The sequence below is a fragment of the Lysinibacillus sp. RS10 genome (assembly GCF_041956855.1).
Classification (GTDB): Bacteria; Bacillota; Bacilli; order Bacillales_A; family Planococcaceae; genus Lysinibacillus; species Lysinibacillus xylanilyticus_A.
On the sequence record NZ_CP167122.1, the window covers coordinates 1,085,273 to 1,108,609 of the forward strand.

Here is a 23,337-nt window from a genome sequence, read left to right on the forward strand (position 1 = left end):
AAATGAGTGCTTTATTTGGAAACTATGGAAAACGCCGTGCCCAAATTGTCAAAGGGCAAGGAACCGTAGTAGAAGATGCTGCTGGGAAAAAATATTTAGATTTTACAAGTGGAATCGCTGTAGTGAGTCTTGGTCATGCCCATCCTGCGATTGTGAAGGCTATTCATGATCAAAGTGAAAAGCTTTGGCATATTTCTAATTTATTTGATATACCTGGTCAGGAGAAAGTTGCGCAAAAATTAGTAGTAAACACACATTTTTCTTATGCATTTTTCTGTAATAGTGGTGCGGAAGCGAATGAAGCGGCTATCAAGCTTGCGCGTAAGCATACAGGGAAAAATCATATGATTACATTTGAAAAATCTTTTCATGGGCGAACTTTTGGAGCGATGTCTGCAACAGGTCAGGGCAAGGTACATAATGGCTTCGGACCACTTGTTGAAAAATTTACGATTCTTCCTTTTAATGATGTGGCAGCGCTTGAAGCAACGATTGATGATTCTGTCGCAGCCATTATGTTGGAAATGATTCAAGGTGAGGGCGGTGTTAACAGCGTATCACCAGAATTCGCGGCAGCCATAGCGAAAGCCTGTGACGACAAAGGAATTTTACTGATTGTCGATGAGGTTCAAACAGGTATTGGACGAACAGGAACAAGATATGCTTATGAGCACACTGTATTAAAACCAAATATTGTAACATTGGCGAAGGGACTAGGTGGTGGTTTCCCTGTCGGCGGAATGCTTGGAACAGCTGAGCTATATGAAACATTTGGTCCTGGTACACATGGGACAACATTTGGTGGTAATCCGTTAGCGATGAGTGTTGCAGAAACCGTGCTTGATCATATCTTTGAACCGGCCTTTTTACAAAATGTACAGGAGCTTTCCACGTATTTTGTTAAGCAGTTGAAAGAAAATCTACCTTCTACGTATACGGTACAGGGTCAGGGCTTACTTCTTGGCATTGGCTGTGGTGATACTGAGGTAGCTTCGTATATAGCTGCGGCAGAGGAAAACGGCTTATTATTAGTTGGAGCAGGACCAAACGTTATTCGTCTATTACCTCCATTAACCGTGTCAAAAGAAGAAATCGATGAAGCAATAGCAATTTTAAAAACGATATTGCTATAGTGTCTGGACAATTAAATACGATAAAAAATGAATCTGCTAGACTTCCTTTTACAAGAAGTTTAGCAGATTTTTAATAGCTAATCAAAAAAGACTTATCACCATAACGTGTGGTTGATTTCCGTTCCAGCTGGGCGCTTTGTAGCTGTCGCTTCGCTTTCGCACAGATAAAACATTGCCGCTGTCGCTTCGCTTTCGCACAGATAAAACATTGCCGCTGTCGCTTCGCTTTCGCTACAGATAAAACATTTGCCGCTGACGCTTCGCTTTCGCACAGATGAAACATTTGCCGCTGACGCTTCGCTTTCGCGCAGATAAAACATTTGTTGCTGTCGCTTCGCTTTCGCACAGATGAAACATTTGTAGCTGACGCTTTGCTTTCGCTACAGATAAAACATTGCCGCTGACGCTTCGCTTTCGCGCAGATAAAACATTTGTTGCTGTCGCTTCGCTTTCGCACAGATAAAACATTTGCCGCTGACGCTTCGCTTTCGCGCAGAGCAGAGCTTCCTGGGGGCGTCCGATGAGCCGCTTGGGCCTATACGATGCAGGTCACGAAGGCGTTATCACAGGACGTGATGGTTTTAGCCTTCGTTCCTCTATCGCTGATCCCCAAGGAGTCGCCCAGCCTCCACTCCAATCAACTTACATGGTTTACGTTTTAACAAATGCCATCCGCAAACTATTGGGTAATTTAGTAAAATTTTATTTCAGCTCTTTTACTAATGTTTTTACTAGAGCAGGGAGCCAATCGTGAAGGTGACTAAATGTAAAGCCTGCAGCTTCTGCCTTTGCAGTTGACATATACCAATCTGCTGGAATTCCATATGGCGATTGCGACTGTTCATCGCCACCTACAAGTGAAATTTTTGCATGCTTCCCACTAGCTTCTTCAATAAGCCCCATTAAATCTTGTAACGAAATTGCATCCGTTGCTGTAGCGTTATAAGGTCCTTCAATAGGTGTAATGCCAGCAAAATATAAAAATGCAGCGGCTTCTTCATCGGTAATGAAACTCATCTTTGCTTCAATATTTGGGAATGAAATAGGCTGATCCTGTAAAATTCGTTCAACGTGAAAATGTAAACGGCGTGTATAGTCGTTCTCACCCATAACAATTGGGAAACGTACAGCGACGACGGGGAATGTAGCCTCTTTGAAAAGTACTGCCTCCGCTTGTCGTTTACCTTCACCATATGAAAAATCTTCACGCTCTCCCATTCGAATTTCATAATCGTAAGGATTAAAATCTTCTTCTGTTTTGACAGTGCTGTTTATGTCATAGGTTGAGAGAGTAGAGGTGAAAACAAGCTTTTTCGTTTTACCATCTAAAATTTTGCTTAGTTGATGAGCCTCATTTGGAGAATAGCAAATATTGTCATAGACAATATCCCATGTTGTACCTGATAGTGCTTGTGACAACGCATTAGCATCATCTCGATTAACAACTAGTTGCTTCACCTTTGTACCAAAAGGATTTCCACTTTGACCACGTGTTAAAATCGTTACATTATGCCTATTTTCAATACAAAGTTCAACAAGCTTTTTACCAAAAAAGCGAGTGCCTCCTAAAACTAAAATGTTCATATTTTTTCCACCCCTTCAAATTAGTAGTCCTCTTTATAATGACAAAAAAACAAGCTTACTACAATTCAAAATTGATTGTAGTAAGCTTGTTTATCTTTATTGGGTAGGAGGTGGAGTTGTATTTCCGTTGTCTCCTCCGTTAGAGCCATTCCCGTTATTCCCGGAGCCACTGCCGGTATTGGAGCCATCTCCGTTGTTCCCGGAGCCACTGCCACTATTTGAGCCGTCTCCGTTGTTCCCGGAGCCACTGCCATTGTTTGAGCCGTTTCCGTTATTCCCGGAGCCACTGCCATTATTCGAGTTGTTTCCGTTATTCCCGGAACCATTGCCGGTATTGGAGCCATCCCCATTACTACCACCGGAACCATTGCCATTTTCGGAGCCGTTTTCATTATTGTCCGAATCATTTTCGTTAGTAGGTGGAGTTGTTGGTGGCTTTTCTTGTTCGTCTTTTTCTTCAGGTTTTTTTTCACTTCCGCTGCCACCAGTAGAAACGACATTGGATTGCGGTGAAGTTAAACCTGTAATATCTACAGCGACAACAGCATAGGCTTGACCACTTGCTACCGTCATACTATGTGATGATTCAAGTACTGATCCGACAAGTGTCCTACCTCCATTTGTTACGTTATAGATCCGGTAACCGACTACATCATTTGAAGAGCCTGACCAAGATAACGTATTGCCATTAATTGAAGCGGATACTGCTCCAGGTGCATTACTGTCAGCTGGGAAATTAACAGCTGATACCGCTGAATTCGATAATGACGAATTTTTTGGTAATAGGCTAGCCGGATTACCGCCAAGTGGGCCTAGCATCCGTTTAATAAATGCCTGATTAATACCTGCACCACCTGCTTTTACAAATTCTCGTGGTGTACTAGGTAGTGCATTATATGTGTTACCCTTAATCGTAACTACACTAGAAGAAGCTAAGCTATCATCTGGCTGCGAAGGTAAAAATACTTTCGCATTAAACAAATCAGAGCGCACGAGACCAGCATTCGCACATGCTGCAGAAGGCGCTAAACCAGAAATACCACAGAATGATGCAGTCACAACGTTTTTAGGTGCCTTAAAGCTAGTATTAGGGTCAATTAATTGTGGATCTACATCATATACAGAATTCATCAATGTTCCCCATAGCTTGTTAATACGCACACTAGGTTGCTGATACGTATTGTTAAATGCATACAGTGATTGATTTTGATCATAACCCATCCATACTCCAAGAGAAACATTCGGGTTATAGCCGACTAACCAAACATCTTTATAGTTTTGTGATGTACCAGTTTTAGCAGCGAAGTCAGAAGAGAATTTTAGTGTATTTTTTGCAACTGTACCCGTTCCTTGTGATAACACATCTCGCATCATATCAGTCATGATATAAGATGTTTCAGGGCTGAATACTTGTACAGGTTCAACTTCGTGTTTATAGATGATATTCCCATCTTGGTCTTCAATTCTATCAATCATATAAGCGTCGATGAATTGTCCACCATTTGCAAAAGTTGAGTAGGCATTGGTGTTCTCTTCAACAGTAATACCTTCTTTTACTCCCCCAATCCCGGCCGCAATGTTTGTGAAGTCATCCGGTTGTAAGGTTGTAATCCCCATCTTTACTAAATAATCGGCAGGACGTCTGTTAAGAATATCATAATATAGACGTAAAGCAGATAAGTTCTGTGAATCAGCTAATGCCTCACGTGCAGGTATAAGTCCTCGTTCATCACTAGCAATATAGTTGCTCGGACTCCAATTACCAATAGAGAATTTTACGTCGACTAATGGGCTACCTGCACCGATTACACCGTATTCTATTGCAGGTGCATATACGAGTAAAGGCTTCATTGTTGAGCCATTTGAGCGTTTTGCCTGTGTTGCATAGTTATAACTTTTTAATTCAAAATCACGACCACCGACGAAGCTTAAAATACGTCCAGTAGTATTTTCGATTAAAACACTACCAACCTGTACAGGCATTTGAACCTCAACTTCTTCACCTGTTACAGGGTCCTTTTCTTTAGCTGTATACGTATGACCGTAATATTTAAAGTTTTCCGCTGCTTTTTGCATCGCATCGTACATATCTTTATCGATTGTCGAATAAATACGATAGCCTTTCGAACGGACATCACGGTCTGCTAAGATCATATATCTATCTTTTAATTTTTGTTCATTCTTTAAGCGTTCTGGATCAACACCATCTTCTTTTGCTAGTTTTTCAGCAATTATTTCTTTCGCGCGATTTTCGAGCTCATACGTTAGCCATGGGTAGCTATCCTCAGCATGTATCTCGGCTGAACGGAAGTCGGCAGTGATATCATAAGCGATTGCTTGTTTATACTGCGCTTCGTTAATATAACCTGCGTCTTTCATACGATAAAGAACAGTTTTCATACGATCAATGCCCGGTTGAAGAGCTTCGTCACTTTTAAGATCACCTGTATTTGTAAAAGGTGTGTAAGCAAAAGGTGCTTGAGGAATACCAGCTATGTACGCCGCTTGAGGAAGCGTTAAATCCTTTGCTTTTACGCCGAAAATACCTTCAGCAGCAGTTTCTACTCCTGCGATATTTCGACCTGAAGAGCTACGACCATAAGGAATAATGTTTAAATAGGCCTCTAAAATTTCTTCCTTTGTCATAAAATGCTCTAAACGCATCGCAAGTAAAAGTTCTTTTGCTTTCCGTTCATAGGATACTTCATTTGTTAATACTTGGTTTTTAATAAGCTGCTGTGTTAGCGTAGAGCCCCCTGTTTGAGTAGAAGAGTTTGTTACGTCTTGAAGTAGCCCACGAATAACGGCCTTCGGAACTATTCCGTTGTGTTCACGGAAATACTCATCCTCTGTCGCTAATACGGCATTAATTACATCTGGTGAGACATTATTTAAAGTTGTTTCACGACGTTCTAAATCGGTACGTAATTTTCCAATATAAATATCGTCGGCAAAATAAATCTCACTAGTTGAATCGTAGTTAAAAATTTGAGTTCGCAATTCTTCTTTAGAGCGCAGAGGCTCTTCTTTAACGAGTGAAGCAAAATAGCCAGCACCAACTGAACCGACAAATACAGTGCCTACCAATGCAAAGATTAAAAATAGTAAAAATAAGTTCCAGATAACACTTCCGGAAATGCGTAATTTCTTCATCCATTTTCGTACTAATAATTCTTCGATCTTTGCATTGATTTTCTCAATCCATTCTTTCAATGTATCGACCTCCTAAAATCTTGTTTATTATAGCACATATTGATTTAGCTCGAACATAGTTATTGACAATGAAAAAAAGAATCGTATAGAATAATGCTTATAGTTTTCTAGTGATGAAGAGCTTGAAGTAGTGTCTATATTCCCTGTTTAGAGAGCCAGCGGTTGGTGAAAGCTGGTCATAATGTAGAGATGAATTACGTGCTTGGAGCTTAGACGTGCGCGCCTGCGATAAAGGCGGTTGAATGAAGAGGAAGATGGATGACATCTTCAAGCCGGGTGGTACCGCGTTAGTGATTAACGTCCCTGCATGCAATATTTTGCGTGTAGGGACTTTTTTATTTAGATTGGCTCTACACGTAAAGAAACATCAAACACATTAGGAGGAATAGAAATGACGAATGAATTATTACAAGACTTAGAATGGCGCGGATTGTTATACCAACAAACTGACGCTGAAGGTATGATCAAATTATTAGATGAACAGTCTGTTTCTTTATACTGTGGTGTAGATCCAACTGCAGACTCTATGCATATTGGACATATTGTGCCTCTTTTAACACTACGTCGATTCCAAAAAGCAGGTCATCGTCCGATTTTGCTAGTAGGAGGTGCGACTGGTATGATAGGAGATCCATCTGGTCGCTCAGAAGAACGCCAATTGCAAACAGTTGAGCAAATCGATAAAAACGTTCAAGGTATTCGTAGTCAATTAGAGCGTATTTTTGACTTTGCGGAAGATGGCAATGGTGCGCAGTTAGTTAACAACCGTGACTGGATTGGCGATATCAATACAATTGAGTTTTTACGCGATTACGGGAAATTAATTAATGTGAACTACATGCTAGCAAAGGATACAATTGCATCACGTCTTGACACAGGGATTTCATTTACTGAGTTTGCGTACACTTTAATTCAAGGTATTGATTACAATCATTTATACAACCATTACAACTGTCGCATTCAAGTAGGTGGTTCTGATCAGTGGGGGAATATTACAACTGGTTTAGAAGTTATTCGTAAAACGCATGAGGAAGAGACGAAAGCATTTGGTATAACGATTCCATTAGTAACGAAAGCAGATGGTACAAAATTCGGTAAAACAGCTGGTGGTGCTGTATGGTTAGATGGCAAGAAAACTTCTCCATACGAGTTCTACCAATTCTGGATTAATGCTGCAGATGCTGACGTTGTAAAATACTTAAAAATCTTTACATTCCTTTCTCGTGAAGAGATAGAAGCTTTAGCAGTATCTGTAGAAGAGGAACCACATTTACGTAAGGCACAAAAAGCGCTAGCAGAAGAAATGACTCGTTTAATTCATGGTCAAGAAGCATTAGATCAAGCAATTCGTATTACGGCTGCATTATTCTCTGGTGATTTAAAAGCACTTTCTGCTGATGAAATGAAGGATGCGTTTAAAGATGTTCCTTCTATTGAAATGGCGAAAGAAGATAAAAACATCGTGGATTTACTTGTGGAAGCAGGTATTTCACCCTCAAAACGTCAAGCTCGTGAAGACGTAACGAATGGTGCGATTAGCGTGAACGGTGAAAAGGTCACTGAATTAGAATATGTAATCGACGTTAAGGATCGTTTAGAGGATGCGTTTAGCATTGTACGTCGCGGTAAGAAAAAATACCATATGGTGAAGTTTGTTTAATTTCTTTCAGCATTCATCTCCCAACTCAATAGGTGGGAAATAAATGCAGTTTTAAGTCACTTTTTAGCGGGTGTCCAAATATCCGCTGAAATAGAGGAACTCAGTCTAAGAACGCCACGTCCTGTGGCAACGACTGAGTGACCAACTTCGTGTTGGCCTAAAGCCTCCGGCGGATGTCGCGGAATCGGAATGGGGTTCTTAAAGGATGTTAGCCTAAAACCATCGCATCCTTGCGATAACGGCTAACTGACCTGCATCCAGCAGGCCTAAGCACAAAGCCGATTCCGGACGCGATTATGCCGAGGCATAATTGATTCCAGACTCACAAAAAGAACATCCCCTCGAAATTTGAGGGGATGTTTTGTTATGTTGGAAAATAGTCAAGGAATTCTTTATTCGCCTTCCCGCGGGCAAACGTCGAGCCGCCTCCCCAGCTTTGCATGCGCTGATATTTCGTTTTTGCGTAGGTTGATTGGAGTGGAGGCTGGGCGACTCCTTGGGGCACAGCGATAGGGGAACGAAGGCTAAGAGCATCACGTCCTGTGATAACGCCTTCGTGACCAACATCGTGCTGCTGCCGCTACGTTAGCACTACGCTTTCGCGCAAAAAACATCTGCTGCTGCCGCTACGTTAGCACTACGCTTTCGCGCAAAAAACATCTGCTGCTGCCGCTACGTTAGCACTACGCTTTCGCGCAAAAAACATCTAGTTTCCCCAAGCGGCTCATCGGACGCCCCCAGGAAGCTCTGCTCTGCGCGAAAGCGAAGCGTCAGCGGCAATGTTTTATCTGTAGCGAAAGCAAAGCGTCAGCTACAAATGTTTTATCTGTGCGAAAGCGAAGCGACAGCAACAATGTTTTATCTGTAGCGAAAGCAAAGCGTCAGCTACAAATGTTTTATCTGTGCGAAAGCGAAGCGTCAGCAACAAAGCGCCCAGCCAGAACGGAAATCAACTCCTCGCTTTGTTGAACAGCCACACTTTATTTAGTATGAAATGCCACTGACATATTGTTTCATTTTAGCTATCTAAAAAACGAGGAAGCTTTAAGTGCCCATATTCTTTGGGGTGAAGTATTTGGGCAAGTTTCAATGCACCCTCTATTAGGCGAGGTGATGGGCGACAATAAAGCCATTCCTCCATTACGTGAAGCTGTTTCATTTTAACGGCTTGTAACTCCTGGGCATTTGGACGTTTTAATAAAATTGCAGGTTGAATACGCTCGAAGGCAACTCCTACCCAAGCCATCATAATATAGTCTGGATTGCGCCTTACTACATCTGCCCAATCAGTTTGCACGCTTGCGAGCTCTACATCTTGAAACAGATTTTGCCCACCAGCAATGGCGCTAATTTCAGTTAACCAATTTATTTTACCTGGTGTAAAAATAGGGTTCGGCCACCATTCCCAATAGAGCGTAGGTTTTTTAGGAATCGTTTGAGCAACCGTGCGGAGACGATCAATACAATGTAAATATTCCTCAGAAATTTCTTTTGCACGCCCTTCAACTCCGCAGGCTTTACCCAATGTATGGAGATCCTGTGCGATTTCCTCTAATGAATTGGCATTAAAAACAATGTGAGGAATATTTCTTGCTTGTAGAGCTTCGATATTTTTTTCCATACCTGGTACACTTAAGGATGCGAGTACAAGATCAGGCTGTAATGCTTCTAATGCGTCCATATTAATGGATAGGTCTGGACCTAGCTGTGGTAAGTCTTTTACTGCTAATGGCCAATCTGAGAAATCATCGACACCAACAAGCTGATCTGTCAAACCTAGATAAGCAACGAGCTCAGTATTACTAGGACAAATTGAGATTAAACGCATATTCATATCTCCAATTCTTTTTAAGAAAAGTATAGCGAGTGTTGGCGTTACATACAATGAGCGAACGCATTTTCGACTCAACAAAAACGGCATGCCTGTAAAAGACATGCCGTTCTATTTGTTTTATTGTTTATTAAGAAAGTGCGACAGCTTCAAGTGACTCTTCTTTCTTCGCTACAGGGCCCATCGCGTTCGTAATAATTTGTTTAATTTCCTCTAAAGTTGCTTTACGTGGGTTTGTTGCAGCACATACATCTAACATTGCGTTTTTCGCTAAGATTTCAATATCCTCATCCTTCGCACCTAATTCGCGGAAGCCACATGGAATGTTTAAATCTTTAGAGAGATTTTCAATTGTTGCAATTGCTTTTTCAGCAGCATCACGTTTACTTAATCCTTCAACGTTTTCGCCTAATAATTCAGCAATTCTTGCAAAACGCTCTGTGCGTGCTGTTAAGTTGAAGCGGCAAACATGTGGCAATAAAATAGCATTACATACGCCGTGTGGTAGGTTATAGAAGCCACCTAATTGATGAGCAATCGCATGTACATAGCCAAGTGATGCATTATTAAATGCCATACCTGCTAAAAATTGTGCGTAGACCATTTGCTCACGTGCTTCTAAATCTGCACCGTTTGCATAGGCACGTGGTAAATATTCAGGAACTAGCTGAAGTACCTTTTCAGCACATGCATCAGTAATTGGTGTTGCGTTTGTCGATACAAACGATTCGATAGCATGTGTTAATGCATCTAAACCAGTTGCCGCAGTTAGGGCAGGAGGTAAGCCAACCATTAACTCTGGGTCATTAATTGACAGAAGTGGTGTAACGTGTTTGTCAACGATGGCCATCTTCACTTTACGTGCTGTATCCGTGATAATTGTGAAGCGAGTCATTTCACTTGCAGTACCAGCAGTTGTGTTGATAGCGATTAATGGCACCAATGGGTTTTGAGATTTGTCAACGCCTTCGTAATCATGAATGCGTCCACCATTCGAAGCAATAAGTCCAATACCTTTCGCTGCATCGTGTGCGCTACCTCCTCCAAGAGATACGATTGAATCACAGTTTTCTGCATGGTATACTGCAACTCCATCTTCAATGTTCTGATCTGTTGGATTTGGTTCTGCTTTCGGGAAAATCGCTACATCAATTCCAGCAGCTGTAATGATGTTAGCAATTTGTTCAGAGAGACCTAATTTGTGTAAGCCCTCATCTGTTACGATTAATGTCTTTTTCACTTCTAAATCATTTAAGCGTGTACCAACTTCTTGAATTGCTCCAGGTCCAAATAAGTTTGTTTTTGGCATTACAAATTGCTTTAGAACGTCTGACATATTTCCAACCCCTTTAACAAAATTGTTATTGCTTGAATGATGGCGAACCACCTTCCGAAATTCATGTTATTCTATTCCTTGTAAAAGTTCAACTCGTATTTTTATTAAAATTGTTAATTTTATTCGTGTTATTATTTTACAAAAAAGTTAGCTGTTTTTTCAGGTTGTTGAAAGATTGAATTGTCTAGGGTTGTTTAAATGAAAGCGTTTTTAAATTGTTTTCTTATAAAAGTAAAATATATTTTTTGGGAGTCGGTTCTATTTTAACGATGGGAAGAATAGTAAAAAACTGATATATTGTTTCTATTATAAAAGTAGTGATTAAGTTGTTAATAAATTGTGAGATTACTATTGTAAAGTACAAAAAAACGTCATGAATTATTAGAATATTTAATTAATTTACCTTTCTTTTTAAAATGTTTAAGGAGATCCATAATGCGAGAAGTAAATAAAGAATGACTGTATACCCAATTAATGGGCACATATAGAAAGTTGCTTCTGAATCTGTATTGATAGGGGGATAACCACTGTGAGCATTAAAATGATAGATCTCTTGCTCATAACCGAACCAAATAGCTATTAACAAAAAGGTTAATAAAAGGAGGCCAGTAAAGCTTTTTTATGAAAAGTGATATGAAGTAAGCTTTCTTTAAAAATGGATTGAAAATTGCTTTGCTGCTTTTTAAAAGGTACTAAGAAAAAAATCATCATGCCACTATAAATTAAGGCCATCACAGTAAGTTCAGAAAACCCCATAATTCCCTCCTTGTAATTTGAAATATTTTCTATTTAGACTTCCGTAAAGACAGAAGGTTCCTTTTTTATTTTTTTAGCATTTTCAGGGCTCATCACTAAAAGTTGATTGGAGTGGAGACTGGAGGGAAAAGTATGTATTGTTTCTCCAACGGCAGGTATTATTACTACAATTCTTTACCTTAGCTGCATAATAAAAACTTTAACGTTAAGGGGGCGCTACTATATGTATGAATTACTTCTCTACAAACCTAAGTGTTTGATTTGTGTAATATACATAAGCTATCTTCGACGAACTTGGTTTAACACCGTTTGCATAAACAGATACCACGTAACAGTGTTGCCCTCTATACATAAGCTGTTCTAAGTTTGCTTGGACTACTTCCAATAGCAGACGTTAATGAGTTAACAACTCCAGCCCATAACTGGGGACTTTAGTTGCTTTTTCGTTTTACCCCTTTGTTTTAAAAGAAAAAACTGAAAATGATTGAGAAAATGAAGAACGTCACAAAACCTAGAAAAAAAATAAGAATGTTTTTTGTCATGTTTTTCATGTTCTTCCCCCTTTCATTTTCGATAATACACAAATATTCAATAACGGCGAATTGTATTTTCTGATTATTCTAATACGAAAAACTTTAAAAAAACCCCTAACCGTGTAATTGCTACTCGGATCTTTTTCTACAAAATAGTAATTTACTACTTGAAAGAGCTCCTAATTTAAAATATTAATAAAATTTAAGCATGGTATTTCCTCCTTCCTTTACTTTTTCCTGAGTATGTTAATAACGTATCATTAATTATAAATGGTTCAAAATCAAGTTTTGTTATTAATTGAACGAAAATTGATAAAATTCAGATAAAATAGTATTTGTATGTTTTATATTCAACTTGAACTTGATTTTTTTTCACTCTTTTTTTCCTGTTTGTAAATTAATCGCAATAAGATCAACTCAGGATCCTAATTCTCCAAAGTGGTTTTATCAAAATGTGTTCAAAAGGGGACAAAAGTTGATTTAATTATTTTTTTATGGATTCAGTCTTATAGGCAGAAGGAGATAGAGAAGAATATCTTTTTGGAAGTGTGGTAGAAAATTGAATAAATCTGAGTTAGTGTACACCTGTCCGTATGTTATTTTTTTATTTCAAAATCAATAAGAACGTAAATTTCCGATTATCTTATTATAAACAAAAACCTCGCAAACGCTTGTATAAACAAGGTTGCGAGGCTTAAGAACCGTAAGTAATCTAACGTTAAAAAATTAACGAGAGTAGTACTCTACGATGAATGCTTCGTTGATTTCAGCTGATAATTCAGAACGCTCTGGAAGACGAGTGAATGTACCTTCTTTTTTGTCAGCATCAAATGTTAAGTAATCAGGTACGAAGTTGTTTACTTCGATTGCTTCTGTTACTACAGCAAGGTTTTGAGATTTTTCACGAAGAGAAATCGTTTGACCTGGTTTTACGCTGAATGAAGGGATATCAACGCGTTTGCCATCTACTAAGATGTGGCCGTGGTTTACTAATTGACGAGATCCACGACGAGTACGAGCTAAACCTAAACGGTAAACTAGGTTGTCAAGGCGAGTTTCAAGAAGAACCATGAAGTTTTCACCGTGAACACCTTTCATTTTACCAGCGCGGTCGAATAGAGTACGGAATTGACGTTCGTTCATGCCGTACATGTGACGAAGTTTTTGTTTTTCTTGAAGTTGTAAACCGTATTCTGATAATTTTTTACGTTGGTTTGGACCGTGTTGACCTGGTGCGTAAGGGCGTTTTTCGATTTCTTTACCTGTACCGCTTAATGAGATACCAAGACGACGTGATAATTTCCAAGATGGACCTGTATAACGAGACATATTGTTGTCTCCTCCTTTAAATTTGGTTTTTTTGTTGTAAAACAAAAACCAGTAGTACCCATTCTTATACGCATTTTATTTTCATGTACTTTCGCCTATGCAGCCGTTAGGTTACACAATACACCATCTAATCTGTTTAGATATACTAAATGAAATAGAGGAATAAAATACAGTAATAAGCTTATACCACTGCTGCGTTTATTTTACACAAACTACATTGTAACTGCTTCTTACATGGACGTCAATTATTACACTAACTATTTTCGAAAAAGATATGTAGTAAGAATTTCCTCTATATACAGTTCATGCAACTCCGATATAGTTCAATGATGCAGTGAAAATGTAAAATATAAAAGTAAAATAGAATAACATAGTCAAAATGACACAAATTATGTATAATGTACTATAAGTTAATAGTAATTTATTGGATGTTATATAGAAAAGGTGATTTCATGACAGACCATTTACAAACGCTAAAATATATACAATCAGATGTTTTGAGCTTTTGGGTGAATTCTAAAGCACAAGCCAGTTTTAATGAGTATTTTTATTCATTAAAACAGTGTCTAAAGAAGCGCTTGGGGATTGTAAATGCTGCTTTTCTCAGTTTTGACAGTAATTCTTTAATACCTGTTGAAGAGATGGCTGCTTTAACAATCGAAACAAAACTAAATGCTGTGTCATGGCAAATGATTGAAGCTAGTTTTTATCAACAAAATGTGGTGAAAATTCCTTATATATTAAAAGAAAAAGAAGCTTATAATATGATGACAGATTTGGTGCTATTCCAAGCAGAGGGCAAAACTCCAATTGGTGTGCTACTTGTAGAGGCGACAGATGCTTGGACACATTTTATGACTTCAGATTATGGGGAAGAGTGTGTGGAAACCCTTACGAAGGTTCTACAGATGATCAGAGAAAATTTAGAACTAAAAGTGAATGAAGATCAATATAGAAAATTGTATAATATGACAGACTTATTTCATTCGACAATGGATATTGATTTAATTTTAGAAAATGTCTTGAAAAATATAAAGGATAATTTCCCGGAGTTTAATGTGGAGCTTATACTATCAAATGATCAAGACCGCCGTACGACTATCGATATTAAGCTTTTTGATTACTTATCTGAAAGACCTGCAACGATTGAGGCTTTTGTCTCAGGAGAACTGACGACAGAGCTTGCAAGCGATTTGAATTGTCGATTATTAAATGCTCCAATAAAAGGGAGACAAGCTATTTATGGTATTTTGCAAGTAGGTGCACCTACATCCTATCTTTTTACAACGACTGAAAAGGATTTTGTACGTATGCTAGCACAAGCATCTGGAAATGCACTTGAAAATGCAAAACTATATCATCAATCGCATCGCCTCGTAAGTGACTTACAACTCATCAATGAAACTTCGCATCGTTTAAATATGAGGATTGATATTCATGAAATGTTACTTTTTCTACAAAAACAGTTGAAATCCTTGCAACCAATGGAAGTTTGTTTCGCTTTTAAACATAATGACTCCTTTGAAGTGACAGATGCTAGTACAGCTTTATTCAATTCAGAGAAGGGTCAAACATATATAAAACATGTTGAACAACATTTTGAACATACCAATGATCCACTGTTTATTGCTGATTTCAGTCGATTAACCTCTAATCAAATTGATTATCGTTCAATTATGGCAATCCCAATCTTAATGGAAGAAAAAATTAATGGTTTTAGTATTGTGTTACACAAGGAGCCGTATTTCTTTTCATTTGATAGCTTTAAATTAATGCAATCATTAATCCACCACTCTTCTTTAGCCATTGCAAACTCAATATTACGAAATCAACTTCAAGAAATGGTAGATTTGGATCATTTGACAAAATTGTATGCTAGAAGTTATTTAGACCAATATGTAGAGAAATCGCTTGAAAAAGATCAATCAGGAATGTTCCTACTCATTGATATTGATAATTTTAAATACATTAATGATACGTATGGTCATCAAATTGGTGATAAGATTCTTATGCAAATTGCGTTAAAGTTAAAAGAAACGATTGGAGATCGTGGTATTTGTGCACGCTGGGGTGGAGAAGAAATGTCCGTCTGTGTCCCAAATATTGATGAGAAAGAAGCAATTGAGTTGACAACAGCAATCGTTGCAGTCATTCCAAATGCAACGGATCCTCAGGTGACAATTTCAGCTGGTCTCATAACGTGGGATGAACAGTACCGTCCAGCGTTTCAATCTGTTTTTTCATATGCAGATACAGCTCTATATGAAGCGAAAAACAGTGGTAAAAATCGATTTTGTATTCATGATCGATTCTGCCAAACAAATTCATAATGTAAAAAAGTAAACATATATTTTGGTAATAAAATGTCAGCCATCCTTATATGCTGAAATGCCCTGAAATGATTTATTGTCATTTCAGGGCATTTTTTATAAATGCAGGAGTAAGGTTTTTACGAATAGCTCTAACCCCTCTTGATCCTCCTTAGAAAAGCGATTGATGATTGGACTGTCGATGTCAAGAACACCAAGTACAACGCCCTCTTTAATCAAGGGAATAACGATTTCGGATTGGGAAGCGGCGTCGCAGGCAATATGCCCTGGAAAGGCATGTACATCTTTGACGACCATTGTTTCTTCTTTTTCTACAGCTGTGCCACAAACACCGCGTCCAATAGGTATTCTAAAGCAGGCAGGTAAGCCTTGGAATGGCCCTAATACGAGTTCCTCTCCCTGTAATAAATAAAAACCAACCCAGTTAATGTTTGTGAGAAATTGATTCAGTAATGCAGAGGCGTTACTGAAATTAGCAATACGATCGCTTTCTCCTGTCAGCAGTGCATCTAATTGTTTTGCTAATGTATCATATTGCTCTGCAACTGATCCTTCATAATTAATTTGTGTAAACATAAAGCACCTCGTTTGAAAGTTATTTATTTTGGATATATAACTTGATGGTGTTGATGTAAATCAGTAACACTATGAGCATCTGAACCAAAAACAATTGGTAGCCCAATAGATTTACTATAATCGATAAAGGAAAATGGTGGATAAGGTTCCTGACAATATGTTTTACTTAAACCAGCGCTATTTAAGTCTAACTCATAACCTTCTTCCTTCATCAAATCTAAAACTTCTCGAATCCGCGTAGAGTCATCAATTTTCACCATATGTGCTAATTGAAATTTGTGAATAAGTGAAGGATGCCCAATGCGTTTAGGTTTGTATTGTCCTAAATCTGCTTTAATTGATTGTAGAACAGTATCATAATATAAATCATACACCTGTTTAATAGAACCCACTTTTTTTGAAAAAGTTATAAAATTTTCTGGAGAAAAATCTATACATTCAAAGGTGTTTTGCCATTGTAAGAAATGGACCGATAAAATAGAGTCATCTAAAAAGTGTCCAAATGTCTCTAGAAATTGACGAGTTTCTTGTTCAAAACCTTGAATATAGTCAATCTCTAAACCAATTCCAATGCGAATGTCTTGTGCGTACTCCTTTTGAAGGCTCTGCAAATCTTCAAAATAAGGCAATAAAAATTCTGGGTTCATACCACTATCTTGCTCTGGTGTAGGGTCTACAAAACTCGATGGTAATGGAGCATGTTCTGTGAAGGTAATATGTGTAAAGTTATGAGCGATTGCTTTTTCAATATATTGTTTAAACGAATCCGAAGTACCATGTGGACAATATGGGGTATGAATATGGCCGTCACGTTTCATAAAGTTACCACTCCTTTAGTTTTTGGATAATAACGATTTTTAGTACCCAGTTGTTCAAAATTTAAGTAATTGTCATTTTGAAAAGGCATAAATACACAAAAACACTCAAATTTTAGTACAAAAGGCGAAAACATAGTATATAATAAATACAACTAGCCAATTCGTTTATCTTCATTCAGCAGAAGACTTCCACCTCTCAAGGTGATGAGATGAATGCAAATGAGGTTTCTTTTTAGTGGTGTCCAAACACACCTACTGGATGAAGATAAAGCCTCCGGCGGATGTCACGGATTTTGAAAGGAATGAATTGTGCAAACACAATTCAAAATCTGGACGCAATTACGCCAAGGCGATATTGATTTTAGAATAGGGGGCTTACGATGGAGTATATCATCATTCCAGTTATCCTACTATTAATTTTAGCAATAGTAGGATTTATGATGCGACGAAAACATACAGTAATTATTGCTGAACTTGAAAATGAAAAATCACAAATACAAAACAATCCCATAAATGAAGAAATTTCGAAAGTTAAATCTTTAAACATGAACGGTGAAACAGAAGAGATGTTTGAACGGTGGCGCAATAGTTGGGATGAAGTCATCGATGTACATATGACAAAAATTGATTCGCTTTTATTTGATGCAGAGGATCAAATCAATAGACTTCGTTTTAATAGAGCAACATTAATTGAACGTGAGATAGAAGATTACATTGAAAAATGTGAACAAGATAAAGATAAAATCTTAGAAGAACTAAATGAATTAATTGGCAGCGAAGAAAAAAATCGTATTGAAATTGAACAATTAAAAGAATATTATCGCTCTGCACGTAAAACATTGTTAGCGCACCAACATTCGTTCGGCATCGCATTACCAGCGCTAGAGAAAAAGTTAGAGACGTTCGTTCAAAAGTTTGAAGAATTTGATGTGCTCACTAGCGAAGGGAACTATTTGCAGGCGCGAGAAATTGTTATTAGCTTAAATCAAGAATCACAACAGACATTTGAATACATTAATGATGTACCAACAATTTTGACTGAATTGCAAGTAAAGCTACCAGGAGCTGTACAGGAATTACGCAGTGGTCAGCGTGAAATGGAGGAGCAATCCTATTATTTACAGCATTTAGAACTAACTAAGGCGCTGGATAAATTTGACGAGGAATTTTCAACATTAAAAAATGAATTAGCAGAGCTTAACTTAATAGCTGTGAAGCCACGTGTTGCTGAAATAAATGAAGAGATTGATCAATATTACGACCTGCTTGAAAAAGAGGTTATTGCTAAAAATTACGTGGACCAAAATTGTGATCGTTTATTAAGCTCGATTACTAATGTTATCAGCTCAACAAGATTAGTAAGTGATGAAGCAACCTTTGTGCAGCAAAGCTATCATCTAAATGAAAAAGATGCAGAAATTCCAAAAGCTGCATTAAAGCAATTAGAGGCTTTACAACGTCGCTATGATTTATTGGCGATGCGTGTTAAAGAAGAAAAATCTGCATCCTCAAGTTTGCAGGAAGAATTGATTGAAATTAATGATGAGCTTGAACGTATTCATGAGGAGCAGGGACATTTATCGAATACGATGAAGAAGCTACGAATTGATGAAAACAAGGCTCGCGCGCAAGTAGAAAGTTTAAAGAAAATATTACAAGAAACAGACAGGTTATTGAATAAGGCTAATATTCCGGGGATCCCTGAGGAGATGGATGCACGTCTAGATGAGGCAGCAGAGCACATTTATGTAGTTATGCAAAGCTTGCAAGAGGTACCTCTTAACATGGGAACGGTTCATAATAATTTAAATGCTGCAACACTTTGTGTGGAGGACGTAAAGACAAAAGCACATGAATTGATTGAAAATGTAATGCTGATAGAACGTATTATTCAGTATGGTAATCGTCATCGTGCTACAAATGCAAAATTGCATGCGCGTTTAAAAGAAGCCGAAAAAGCTTTCCATCAATTCCGTTATTCCAAGGCACTAGAAGAGGCTGGAACGGCAGTTGAGGAGATGGAGCCTGGCGCTTTAAAAAGAATTCAATCACTTGTATCTGAAAAATCAATGTCATAATAGGTAAGAAGAAGCAACTAAAAAGAAATTCCATCGGCTGTCTAAAAAGTAGAGTTAATGCTTTTTAGACAGTTTTGTTATTGAAGTGCATTTTTTTCAATATGAAAATGTCTATAATCCGGAAAAACGGGCTAGCAGTCAGTCACCGGAATGTTTAGAAAGATTCACAAGGCGCCTTTACCCCAACATTGTAGAACGCTAAAAAAGAGGTGTTAAAAAATGCGATTTTTTATTCGGAAAATGAATGAAATTTATGCTATTAATATTTTAAATTGGAAATATGAAGCACCATATGATTTTTATAACAATGAGTTATCTGAAGAATCTCTAAAAGAATTACTTGATAATCCATATTATTCAATCGTAAACGATCAAGAAGAGCTAGTTGGTTTTTTCTGTACAGGAACATCTGCACAAGTACCTAGAGGGCAAGACTGTGGTGCGTATTTAGGCAAATACATTGATATAGGTATAGGGATGAAGCCTGAGCTAACAGGAAAAGGCTTTGGTACAGAATTTTTTTCTTTTATTTTAAATCAACTCCAACAAGAAAATCATAGTCCTCTTCGTTTAACAGTAGCTACATTTAATACAAGAGCAATTCACCTTTACGAAAAATTAGACTTTAAAAAAGTCATGGAATTCACAGCATCAACTGAATTTATAACTATGAAGAAAGGTTAATGAATCAGCTAGTCAATTAAGAAAAATTTGTGGGAACGCTTGTTTTTCTTGAACTACTAGTGTGAAATAGCTTCAATATAGCTAAATATAGCAGCGTTAGCTTTTACTAAAAGCGGAGGATGACATTTAAAAATACGTATGCTATGTGTATAAGTTGATTGGAGTGGAGACTGGGCGACTCCTCGGGGATTAGCGATAGAGGAACGAAGACTAAGAGCATCACATCCTGTGATAACGCCTTCGTGACCAACATCGGTGCTGCTGCCGCTACGTTAGCACTACGCTTTCGCGCAAAAAACATCTGTTGGCCCGAGACCCTGCAGCGAAGCGGCTCATCGAACGCCCCCAGGAAGCTTTGCTCTGTGCGAAAGCGAAGCGGCAGCAACAAATGTTTTATCTGCGCGAAAGCGAAGCGTCAGCGGCAAAGCGCCCAGTCGGAACGGAAATCAACTACACGTTATGATGATGAGCCTAACAATGCAAAAATCAAATTTTTTTTGCTGCTTAATTTTTAGCTAGAAACGTTCATAGCAAGTCTTTAGATCCCACTCTATAAAGGGTGTTTTTTTGCAATAAAAAGCGCACAAATGAGTGACTAAATTAGAATAATGGTTAAAGTTAGTGGTCAATCGGTCAAGTTTGCGTTATGATAAATACCGTTAAATCAACGTTTTGAAAGTGTGTGAATATTAATGGAAGTTAATACAATCTATTTAGACAATAGTGCAACAACAAAACCTTTAAAAGAGGTTATGCAAGCATTTATGGTAGTGAATGAGCAGTATTATGCCAATCCTGCTTCCATTCATGCAATGGGTGTTGAATCCAACGAATTATTAATGCGTGCACGTGAGCAAGTAGCAGATATTTTGCATACAGAAGCAAAAAATGTGCTATTTACATCAGGTGGAACTGAATCCAATAATGCAGCTATATTAGGTTTAGCACGTAGCAATACACATAAAGGAAATCATATTTTAACAACTGAAATTGAACATCCATCTGTGCTAGAATCTGTTAAGCAGCTTGAACAAGAGGGCTTTGACGTAGACTATTTGCAAGTAGATGAAAATGGCGTTATTTCTTTAGAGGAGCTTCGCGCAAAAGTGCGTAAGGATACCATTTTAGTAAGTATGATGCATGTAAATAATGAAATGGGGGCTATTCAACCAATTGTTGAAGCTGCAAAAATTATCCATGAGTCGAGTCGAGCAGCTTTTCACGTTGATGCCGTACAAAGCTTTGGAAAATTACCGATATCATTTAACGATGACGAGGGACCAGACTGTATTTCAATTTCTGGCCACAAAATTCATGGCTTTAAAGGCTCAGGCGTATTAGCATTCCGCAAAAAAATGAAATGGCAACCTTATGCACTTGGCGGAGGACAGGAGTTTGGTTTACGTAGTGGAACTGTAGCTGTCCCGCAGGCTGTCGCACTATCTAAAGCGGCCCGAGTAGCAGTAGAGACGATGAATGACCGAGCGAAAAAATACCGTCAATGGTATGAAGAAATTTGCACACAATTACATGGATATGGGGAAGCCGTGCATATTTTATCGACACCACAGGGAGCAGCACATATTTTATCTTTTAGTATTCGCGATTTAAAAGGTGAAGTCATCATTAATGCAATGCAAAAACGTCACGTTATTGTATCGACATCCAGTGCTTGTTCATCAAAGCAAACAAAAACAAGTCATGTTGTTGAAGCGCTAAATCTTGATGAACATTTTAAAAAGGGTGTCATTCGTATAAGCTTTGGTGCATATGTAACAGATGAAGATATAGTAAAGTTTAAACAAATTTTAGAAGAAGTAATGAAGGAATTTAAAGGAGAACAAATACAATGATTTGGAAAGAAATTTTAATTCGATATGGCGAGCTTTCTACAAAAGGACGCAATAAAATGGACTTTATTCGCCGTTTACGTGAGAATATTCGTCATGCATTTGCAGATTTAGGACACTTACACATTCGTACAGAGCGTGATCGTATGTTTATTGCTATTCAAAATGAAGAACAAATGGACGTTCTAATAAAAGGATTACCCAAAATTTTTGGCATTCAATCATTTAGTCCAGTTGCTGCATGTGAAAAAGATATGGAAGCAATGAAAAAGCTTGCGATAACAATTATGGATACATTTAAAAATGAACAACTTACTTTTAAAGTAGAAGTAAAGCGTACAGATAAAACATTTCCTTTAGAATCTCATGCCATTCAACGTGAAATTGGTGGTTATGTTTTACCGCAGTTTAAAAATTTATCAGTAAAAGTGAAGCAACCCGATATCGAGCTTCGAGTAGAAGTTCGCCATGATTCAACATATATGATGGCACAAGTTATTCCGGGTGCAGGTGGAATGCCAGTAGGTTCAAACGGAAAATCTCTATTAATGCTTTCTGGTGGTATAGATAGTCCTGTCGCTGGTTATTTAATGATGAAACGAGGAGTGCGCTTAGAGGCGATTCACTTCTTTAGCCCACCGTATACAAGCCAAAATTCATTGGAAAAAGTAAAGGTGCTTGCAAATGAATTAACGAAATTTGGAGCTAGTATACGTTTACATGTCATTCCTTTCACTGAAATTCAAGTTCTTATTAAAGAAAAAGTACCTTCTAATGTATCGATGACAACAACTCGCCGTATGATGTTAAAAGTTGCAGACAAAGTACGTGAAGAGATTGGTGCGCTAGCAATTGTTACAGGTGAAAGTCTTGGTCAAGTAGCAAGTCAAACTCTTGAAAGCCTAACAGCTATTAATGCCGTAACCAACACACCAATTTTACGCCCATTAATCTCATCTGATAAATTAGAAATTATCGATATTGCAGAGAAAATTGGCACATACGAAACGTCAATCCAGCCATTTGAAGATTGCTGTACAATTTTTACTCCTGCAAGTCCAAAAACAAAACCAAAGCTTGAAAAGGTTGAGCATTATGAAAGCTTCTCGGATTTTGATGAACTAATTGAACGAGCAGTGAAAAATCGTGAGGTCTATATTTTCCCGAAAAAAGAGCAAGAAGCAGATAAATTTGCAGATCTTCTATAGAAGAAATTTGCGAGCCGACTCAAAAGTGCATTTTGAGTCGGCTTTTTTAGTTGGTTTCCTTCTGAGGTACAATTTACCTATAAAATTTTCGTATTAAAAATCTAATATCGCACATTCTATATTCACAAGGAGGTGAGAGACATGACTTCAAACAACAACCGCAGTTCAAACAAGCTTGCAGTACCTGGTGTACAACAAGCACTAGATCAAATGAAATACGAAATTGCACAAGAATTTGGTGTTCAATTAGGGGCTGACGCTTCAGCTCGTGCTAACGGTTCCGTTGGCGGTGAAATCACTAAACGTCTTGTACAAATGGCAGAATCTCAATTAAAAGGTATGCCAAACAACAACCAATAAGTGCTTAGCATTTATTAAACTTAAAACCAGTGACCGTAAAAGGCACTGGTTTTAGTTT

General features: G+C 38.0%; 19 protein-coding genes and 1 other annotated feature. Of the genes, 10 read left to right on the top strand and 9 right to left on the bottom strand.

Annotated elements, in window-relative coordinates; translation table 11 throughout:
- Positions 1 to 2 precede the first annotated feature (2 nt).
- Positions 3 to 1,133 carry an acetylornithine transaminase gene (locus ACB089_RS05620; protein WP_374965610.1) on the top strand — a complete coding sequence of 377 codons (1,131 nt, stop codon included), beginning with the start codon at positions 3 to 5 and terminating at the stop codon, positions 1,131 to 1,133.
- A 70-nt stretch (positions 1,134 to 1,203) separates the two neighbouring features.
- On the opposite strand, the gene ACB089_RS05625 is transcribed toward ACB089_RS05620, so the two are convergent.
- The 3 genes from ACB089_RS05625 to ACB089_RS05635 all read right to left on the bottom strand — a co-directional run bounded on the left by ACB089_RS05625 (position 1,204) and on the right by ACB089_RS05635 (position 5,930).
- Positions 1,204 to 1,590, bottom strand: a complete 387-nt coding sequence (locus tag ACB089_RS05625; protein ID WP_375122134.1) for a hypothetical protein — start codon at positions 1,588 to 1,590, stop codon at positions 1,204 to 1,206.
- 245 nt (positions 1,591 to 1,835) lie between these two features.
- On the bottom strand, positions 1,836 to 2,717 hold the full coding sequence (locus ACB089_RS05630; RefSeq protein WP_374965613.1) for an NAD-dependent epimerase/dehydratase family protein: 882 nt from the start codon (positions 2,715 to 2,717) through the stop codon (positions 1,836 to 1,838).
- Between the two features lie 96 nt (positions 2,718 to 2,813).
- Positions 2,814 to 5,930 (bottom strand): transglycosylase domain-containing protein, encoded by a 3,117-nt coding sequence (locus ACB089_RS05635; RefSeq protein WP_374965614.1) that lies wholly within the window; start codon positions 5,928 to 5,930, stop codon positions 2,814 to 2,816.
- A gap of 104 nt (positions 5,931 to 6,034) precedes the next feature.
- Positions 6,035 to 6,238, top strand: a binding site (T-box leader).
- Between the two features lie 83 nt (positions 6,239 to 6,321).
- Between ACB089_RS05635 and tyrS the strand changes: the two genes are divergently transcribed.
- Entirely contained in the window at positions 6,322 to 7,590 is a 1,269-nt protein-coding gene (tyrS, locus tag ACB089_RS05640; RefSeq protein WP_374965615.1) for a tyrosine--tRNA ligase, read from the top strand.
- An 828-nt stretch (positions 7,591 to 8,418) separates the two neighbouring features.
- Positions 8,419 to 8,559, top strand: coding sequence for a hypothetical protein (locus ACB089_RS05645; RefSeq protein WP_374965616.1), 141 nt, complete (start codon positions 8,419 to 8,421; stop codon positions 8,557 to 8,559).
- A 49-nt stretch (positions 8,560 to 8,608) separates the two neighbouring features.
- Here the strand turns inward: ACB089_RS05645 and ACB089_RS05650 are convergent, their stop codons facing one another.
- The 4 genes from ACB089_RS05650 to rpsD form a co-directional block, all read right to left on the bottom strand.
- Complete coding sequence (locus ACB089_RS05650) at positions 8,609 to 9,418, bottom strand: cobalamin-binding protein (RefSeq protein ID WP_374965617.1); 810 nt, start codon at positions 9,416 to 9,418, stop codon at positions 8,609 to 8,611.
- A gap of 133 nt (positions 9,419 to 9,551) precedes the next feature.
- Positions 9,552 to 10,757, bottom strand: a complete 1,206-nt coding sequence (locus tag ACB089_RS05655; RefSeq protein WP_368635591.1) for an iron-containing alcohol dehydrogenase — start codon at positions 10,755 to 10,757, stop codon at positions 9,552 to 9,554.
- Between the two features lie 591 nt (positions 10,758 to 11,348).
- Positions 11,349 to 11,513, bottom strand: a complete 165-nt coding sequence (locus ACB089_RS05660) for a hypothetical protein (RefSeq protein ID WP_374965618.1) — start codon at positions 11,511 to 11,513, stop codon at positions 11,349 to 11,351.
- A gap of 1,259 nt (positions 11,514 to 12,772) precedes the next feature.
- Positions 12,773 to 13,375, bottom strand: coding sequence for a 30S ribosomal protein S4 (rpsD, locus tag ACB089_RS05665; protein WP_049667471.1), 603 nt, complete (start codon positions 13,373 to 13,375; stop codon positions 12,773 to 12,775).
- Positions 13,376 to 13,827: 452 nt separating this feature from the next.
- Between rpsD and ACB089_RS05670 the strand changes: the two genes are divergently transcribed.
- On the top strand, positions 13,828 to 15,705 hold the full coding sequence (locus ACB089_RS05670) for a sensor domain-containing diguanylate cyclase (protein WP_374965619.1): 1,878 nt from the start codon (positions 13,828 to 13,830) through the stop codon (positions 15,703 to 15,705).
- A gap of 96 nt (positions 15,706 to 15,801) precedes the next feature.
- Here the strand turns inward: ACB089_RS05670 and ACB089_RS05675 are convergent, their stop codons facing one another.
- Both ACB089_RS05675 and hisJ read right to left on the bottom strand, forming a co-directional pair.
- Complete coding sequence (locus tag ACB089_RS05675) at positions 15,802 to 16,281, bottom strand: GAF domain-containing protein (RefSeq protein ID WP_374965620.1); 480 nt, start codon at positions 16,279 to 16,281, stop codon at positions 15,802 to 15,804.
- A gap of 23 nt (positions 16,282 to 16,304) precedes the next feature.
- A complete protein-coding gene (gene hisJ / locus ACB089_RS05680) occupies positions 16,305 to 17,099 on the bottom strand; it encodes a histidinol-phosphatase HisJ (RefSeq protein ID WP_374965621.1) in 795 nt (264 codons plus the stop codon).
- 380 nt (positions 17,100 to 17,479) lie between these two features.
- Here hisJ and ezrA point away from each other — a divergent pair, with 380 nt between their 5' ends.
- From ezrA to ACB089_RS05710, 6 genes are all read left to right on the top strand, one after another.
- Entirely contained in the window at positions 17,480 to 19,177 is a 1,698-nt protein-coding gene (gene ezrA, locus ACB089_RS05685) for a septation ring formation regulator EzrA (protein WP_374965622.1), read from the top strand.
- 219 nt (positions 19,178 to 19,396) lie between these two features.
- Positions 19,397 to 19,861, top strand: a complete 465-nt coding sequence (locus tag ACB089_RS05690) for a GNAT family N-acetyltransferase (RefSeq protein WP_374965623.1) — start codon at positions 19,397 to 19,399, stop codon at positions 19,859 to 19,861.
- 362 nt (positions 19,862 to 20,223) lie between these two features.
- Positions 20,224 to 20,376, top strand: coding sequence for a hypothetical protein (locus tag ACB089_RS05695; protein WP_375122135.1), 153 nt, complete (start codon positions 20,224 to 20,226; stop codon positions 20,374 to 20,376).
- 177 nt (positions 20,377 to 20,553) lie between these two features.
- Entirely contained in the window at positions 20,554 to 21,714 is a 1,161-nt protein-coding gene (locus tag ACB089_RS05700; protein ID WP_374965624.1) for a cysteine desulfurase family protein, read from the top strand.
- On the top strand, positions 21,711 to 22,919 hold the full coding sequence (gene thiI, locus ACB089_RS05705) for a tRNA uracil 4-sulfurtransferase ThiI (protein ID WP_374965625.1): 1,209 nt from the start codon (positions 21,711 to 21,713) through the stop codon (positions 22,917 to 22,919). Before ACB089_RS05700 ends, thiI begins: the two co-directional genes overlap by 4 nt.
- Positions 22,920 to 23,060: 141 nt before the next feature.
- Positions 23,061 to 23,279, top strand: coding sequence for an alpha/beta-type small acid-soluble spore protein (locus tag ACB089_RS05710; protein WP_068983992.1), 219 nt, complete (start codon positions 23,061 to 23,063; stop codon positions 23,277 to 23,279).
- Positions 23,280 to 23,337: the final 58 nt, after the last annotated feature.